Here is a 5,374-nt window from a genome sequence, read left to right on the forward strand (position 1 = left end):
ACTAGTTAGACAATCCGTAGATTTGGATGAATAGGATGCATACGCGAAACTCTTGTAACGTGGTTTGAGGATTTTTCAGTGTCATTCAGCATATATTATCCATGTTCTCACTCATAGGGATATATTCTGCAGGGAATATAATTTGCGGAGGGTATGAATAAGCCAAAAAAGATTTTTTGCATACGCAGTCTGTTAGCACAACTTATTTTCGTGGATAACAATCGACTTAGATAAAAAGTGAATGAGATGAAACAAACCATTAGCATAAATCGAGAAGCGTTTGAGGATTTGATGCGTGTAAGGGAAGAACTTGATGCCATAGTTGAATCTCTCGAACTCATGCATGATAAAGAGCTCATGGAATCCTATAAAAAGGCAAAAGAAGAGATAAAAAATAGGGAATTTGTTGATTGGAATGAGCTATAAGATACTTCCCACCAAACAATTTTTTAAACAAAACATCTATTAAGTACTGGTCAGTATGGAAGAAGAGATGCAGGTTCTAGAAGATTACGAAAAAGACAATCGGTGGATATCGGAAAACTATGAACAAATTAAAAAGGAATATACAGAGAAGTATATCGCCGTCAAAGATAAAAATATCATCGATGCTAACAAAAATTCAGATAAGTTGATAAAGCGGTTAAGGGAGAGAAATGAAGAGTTAGAAAGAATTGTAATTGAGTTTATTCCTTCCGAAGATTTCATTCTTGTTTTATAAAAACGAGAATAGAATTAGCCGTAAAAGAATTCGGTGGGGAATTGAAACCATTTGCAAATTTTCTGTGCAAATTTCCAAAACAACATAGAAAATTCGTTCCAATGTCTACCTTTATTGATACTGGCAGTCCAAATACTAATATCTGTTCGGTGGAATTAGAAAAAATTGGATTATCACTAAAACACCTTATAGATAAAGACGATTTCAAGCCTATACTTCTTGGCGGAGCTAAACATAAAGGTCATGTACTCAGAACGCCTGTAGAATTCAAATTTAAATGTGGGAAAGAGATTATATCTCTTAATTCTCCAACTGTATATGTTTTATTGCCTTTTAGGGGAGATAAAATAGGTATAAAACAATCTCGTGGTATACCTAATATAATTGGAGTGGATTTTCTCCAACACCACAATCTCGGACTATATTTCAACCCCTCAAAAAATATTGCTTATTTGGAGAAAGATTGAAGTGATTGTTCAATCAATCCCGTCCATTTATTTTGCCGATATTGGTCTATTGATATTTATCCATCCTTCATCTCTACGACCTGCATTATGACGGGCAGTTCACAAGCACATGCATTGACATGCTATTCTTCCCTTATAGATAGGTACTGCACGTAAACCCTCTGAAACTTTTGCTAACAAAAGAGAATGACGTAATAAAGGCATCATTTCAATTTCCGCATTTCAGCGTTCATGCCTGAAACAAAATTTCCCAAAACACCCAGTTCTGCTAACAAAAAAATTAGGGCATCGGCATTGCATAATACAGCCCTTTCCCCCTTCCGAAGTAAGGGATGCCATTTCGCTGTTCCCACACATCGACATCACCAATTCTGCCCTCAAAGCCTGCCATCCCAGCAAATCAAAACAAAAGTTTTAAATGAATTCTTATGCTGTGTGCAATAGAAATAGCCTATAACCCACCCTTACCCAAAATTCGGAGATTACCACAAAGATTCAAAGAAAAATATCCTAATATACCTTGGAAGAAAATATCAGGAATGAGAGATAAATATAATTGAGAAAGAGCAGAAAACGTGATGACTCTCACCGTCGTTCACCTTTAATTTCCTTCTGTTTTCAGACTTTCTCCATCGGCATATCTCAGCCCATCCACTTTTTTATTTCCATCATGTACTCTGCCACATCCACTAGATGCTCATTCACAATCTCCATCACCCGCTCTACATCCACCGCAGCATACCTATGGACCAGCAAGTTTCTAAACCTCGCCATTTTGGAAAGTTCTTCAGCAAGCTCGGTGGAAATTATGCCGTTTTTCCCAAGAGAAGTGAACATTTCTGAATACGTTTCTATCCGCTCCAGCCTCTTGGCAGCAATGATGTGATTTGCTATATCCAGGCAGGCTTCAATTATCTCGAAAAGAGAGAACTTGAGAGCCTGGTACCCCTTGAAGTCTTTCTCCACCTCTTCTGGCTTTATCCCCTTGTAGTTCTCTTTTACGAACCTAAGGTCTCTTTCAATTATGTCGAGTTTTGCCTCCATCAAATCCTTATCTATCATGTGCTCATCCTCATTTTATCGTATTCCTCATAATACGGTTTAAAGTCTATATACCTCTTGGTTACCTTGGTCTCAAACGAAACCCTCGCTTGCTCATCTCTGGAAAAAATGAGTTTACCATACCTTAAAACCTGGTTTAAAAACCTCAGCGATTTCCCATTTAAAATAACCACTTCCACGTTTTTCAAACCCGTTCTTTCTATTTCCTCGGCTATATTTACTTCATAAAACCCACAGGGGGTAAAATCTTCCTTCACAAAAATAGCAATATCCACATCACTTCCCTTATAATTCTCCTCCCTGGCTACAGAACCGTATAAATAAGCAAACAATATCTCGGAGTGTTGTCCAAACAACCGCTTCATTGATCCAATCGGTTCCATACACATAAAAGCAATGCAGGGATAAAAATTTGATGGTTTTTTGACAGCACTGAAAAGAAAAAAATGATGAAAAGTGAACATTTCATGTAAGCTGTTCTTGATTTCCTCTATGTTTTCAATCTATTGACTAAATCGTCTGGCGATACTAACTTTTGCCTCTTTTTCATGTCTTCCCAAATCTTTAACTGCTTGTACAACCAGAAATCCAGTTCATCATCATCCTGCGCATAAATGACTTTGCCACTTTCAAGTATTTCTCCCCTCAGGTACCATGGTATCTCGTCAAATATCACTATATCATATCTCTTATTTGAGGAAATTTGCAATATCTTATCATACAAATTTTTTAAATTAATGCCCTCTTTCTTTATCACACATATATCGATATCTGACTGTTTATCTGCATACCCTTTAGCAAAAGAACCATAAACCATTATTCCTTTAGCATATTGCACAATATCCTTTAAAGCATTTAGCATATTTTTTTTTATTTTCTTATCCATTCTAAAATCACCACTGAAAAATTTTTTAAGTAATCAACCAATTCTTTCATTGATTGATAAGCCATTTTATCATTTACACCATCATATTCATGAATCAGTCTATTTCTTAATCCATTTGCCTCTTTCAATTTCTTGCCCATTTCTTTTTCCAAAATTCCCTTTTCCACTAGAAAATTGATGTTGCTGTAATCATCTCTCGCTGAGGAGTTTAATCCTCTCCTAGCCAATGCACAGATATCAGACATGACTTCAACAGCTTCTTGAAATTCTTTATAAACAGCTTTCCGCAGCACTCTATCTTCCAAAATTTTTTCAGATAGATACTTTTCGATGAATTCTATTCTATCAACCAAGGTTTCAACTTTTTCCCTTATCCTACTTTTAATGCTCTGCTTCATTTTCGTCCTTTTATTTTTTATTATAACAAGAGTTCCTCTATAAGTTTTTCTATGAAAAAACGAAATGCAACGATTTCATAGTGAATGTTTGGCTGGTCTTATCTGGCACATACAGATTTACTGATGAATGATTTTTTCAATTGAATCGCTTAAGTCAATCAATTTCTCATTTTAACCTGTCCAGTGATCTGCTATCATAATTACGTCAGCCATATTTACTTCTCCATCACCGTTCACATCTGCATCTTCGCACCAGTGAGGGCTGCTCGAGTTTTCCATCCAATGCTGTGCAACAATCACAATATCGAATATATCAACATATCCATCACCATTTACATCCCACGGGAAACGAATAAACTTGCATATGGCATCAGGAATGATAGTTTCATCCGGCAAAGCCTCCATATGCCCTACATAATCTTCCGCAACAGAGTAAAACTGGTAGTAACCCATGCCTTCAGATGGAATAAATGTCCATGTATAGTCGTCTGTTTTGCTTCCATACATACTCCAATCACCCCATGTTTCGTTATCCTCACTATATCTATAATACAATCTAACCTCTTTTACACCGCCGTCATCGCTTGCGTTTACATTTACCTCAAACATATCACCATAAATTTTGTATGGCAAAGGCATGACGTATGATTGTGGAACGTCGCAATCAACAAAGACATCATTCCATTTCATTCCCTCTCTATTTCCTTCTTTATCGACGCTGTAAAATTCTATCTCATATTTTCCGCATGGCGGATATCCATATTCAATTCCCAGTTCTGCCAAATCGATGGGATAAAATGGTGGATATGCATTCCAAACTCCGTATTCCTCCCAGTTTAATAAAATATTCCACTTACTGGTCGAATAGTTCCATTTGAATATGCGGTAATAAGTATGATTTATACCCGATTGGCCACCCAAAGGCATGTCGGTGGCGACAAGGGTTATGGTTGTCTCATCTGTAATGTAATGCAAAATATAGCCACCGTCTCCGGCAAATAAAGTAATGTTATATACAAAACCGTGAAATTGCTTTACGGTAATCGGAGGAGCAGATTGAACTGTAACATTTGCCCACGCCTGGTCGTACATCCCCTCGTTGCAGGTAACATTTACGAAGTTATGCAGAATATTTCCGTCCTCAACAGAATGAGAAACATCCACAAAAATGGTTATTACTTCGGGAATGCCCACCTCCACCACATCGAATACCCACATTTTGTTTGCCATGTCATCAGGCGGCGGGTATGAATAATTGAAGGAAACATTATCATCATACAATTCCCTGAGTACAACGTTTGTTGCAGGGGCAGTGCCCGTGTTATTCACCCATATTTTGTACATAATCTTGCCACCGCTCTCAACAATGCTGGGAAAAGCTGCTTTCTCTATTTCCAGGGCAGGCAGCGATGTCACATTCGTTAATTCAGTTGTCTCATCACTTGATCCTTCATCGCATGTGACATTGGCATAGTTGCACAATATAGTGCCATTAGGGAGAGGAGGAATATTTACATGGATAGCAATAGTTTTGCTTTCACCTGCATTTATTCTTGAAATTACCCATGTATTATTACCATAAGTGGGGGACGGAACTGCATACGAAAATGTGGTATTTATGTCATATGTTTCCACTACAATAACATTGGTAGCATTTGCATCTCCAGTATTGTTTATCCACAAATAATAAACCAGCTCTTCTCCTGCCTGTATTGGATCATCACTGTCTGCTTTTTCTATTGATAAAACAGGAGATGATACAACAGTTAAATTTGCATATGCATGGCTGGTTGCATCGTTAATGTTATTGCCGTTGCTGTCCCAATGAAGTATTGCATCA

The 5,374-nt window shown here is 37.3% G+C and carries 8 protein-coding genes; 3 read left to right on the top strand and 5 right to left on the bottom strand.

Annotated features, from left to right (window positions below):
• The first annotated feature begins 246 nt into the window (after window positions 1-246).
• The 3 genes from U9O96_08135 to U9O96_08145 are packed head-to-tail and all read left to right on the top strand — an operon-like array spanning window position 247 to window position 1,188.
• Window positions 247-426: a hypothetical protein gene (locus tag U9O96_08135; GenBank protein ID MEA2055052.1), complete on the top strand. Its 180-nt coding sequence runs from the start codon at window positions 247-249 to the stop codon at window positions 424-426.
• Between the two features lie 55 nt (window positions 427-481).
• Window positions 482-721, top strand: coding sequence for a DUF5678 domain-containing protein (locus U9O96_08140; protein ID MEA2055053.1), 240 nt, complete (start codon window positions 482-484; stop codon window positions 719-721).
• Between the two features lie 41 nt (window positions 722-762).
• Window positions 763-1,188 carry a hypothetical protein gene (locus U9O96_08145; GenBank protein MEA2055054.1) on the top strand — a complete coding sequence of 142 codons (426 nt, stop codon included), beginning with the start codon at window positions 763-765 and terminating at the stop codon, window positions 1,186-1,188.
• Between the two features lie 642 nt (window positions 1,189-1,830).
• Here the strand turns inward: U9O96_08145 and U9O96_08150 are convergent.
• The 5 genes from U9O96_08150 to U9O96_08170 form a co-directional block, all read right to left on the bottom strand.
• On the bottom strand, window positions 1,831-2,250 hold the full coding sequence (locus tag U9O96_08150) for a DUF86 domain-containing protein (GenBank protein ID MEA2055055.1): 420 nt from the start codon (window positions 2,248-2,250) through the stop codon (window positions 1,831-1,833).
• Entirely contained in the window at window positions 2,247-2,633 is a 387-nt protein-coding gene (locus tag U9O96_08155) for a nucleotidyltransferase domain-containing protein (GenBank protein ID MEA2055056.1), read from the bottom strand. Before U9O96_08155 ends, U9O96_08150 begins: the two co-directional genes overlap by 4 nt.
• Window positions 2,634-2,740: 107 nt before the next feature.
• The gene (locus tag U9O96_08160; GenBank protein ID MEA2055057.1) at window positions 2,741-3,136 is read right to left on the bottom strand and encodes a nucleotidyltransferase domain-containing protein; all 396 of its coding nucleotides are present in this window, start codon (window positions 3,134-3,136) and stop codon (window positions 2,741-2,743) included.
• The gene (locus tag U9O96_08165; GenBank protein ID MEA2055058.1) at window positions 3,121-3,489 is read right to left on the bottom strand and encodes a DUF86 domain-containing protein; all 369 of its coding nucleotides are present in this window, start codon (window positions 3,487-3,489) and stop codon (window positions 3,121-3,123) included. Before U9O96_08165 ends, U9O96_08160 begins: the two co-directional genes overlap by 16 nt.
• A 216-nt stretch (window positions 3,490-3,705) precedes the next feature.
• Window positions 3,706-5,374: dockerin type I domain-containing protein (locus U9O96_08170; GenBank protein MEA2055059.1), on the bottom strand; the 1,669-nt coding region annotated here is incomplete at its 5' end.

The sequence above is a fragment of the Candidatus Thermoplasmatota archaeon genome (genome assembly GCA_034660695.1).
In the GTDB taxonomy this organism is placed as follows: Archaea; Thermoplasmatota; E2; order UBA202; family DSCA01; genus JAYEJS01.

Bases quoted from the DNA above. Each gene is read 5' to 3' on its own strand.
- U9O96_08135 (MEA2055052.1), top strand. From the start codon at position 247: ATGAAACAAACCATTAGCATAAATCGAGAAGCGTTTGAGGATTTGATG.
- U9O96_08140 (MEA2055053.1), top strand. From the start codon at position 482: ATGGAAGAAGAGATGCAGGTTCTAGAAGATTACGAAAAAGACAATCGG.
- U9O96_08150 (MEA2055055.1), bottom strand. From the start codon at position 2,250: ATGATAGATAAGGATTTGATGGAGGCAAAACTCGACATAATTGAAAGA.
- U9O96_08155 (MEA2055056.1), bottom strand. From the start codon at position 2,633: ATGGAACCGATTGGATCAATGAAGCGGTTGTTTGGACAACACTCCGAG.
- U9O96_08160 (MEA2055057.1), bottom strand. From the start codon at position 3,136: ATGGATAAGAAAATAAAAAAAAATATGCTAAATGCTTTAAAGGATATT.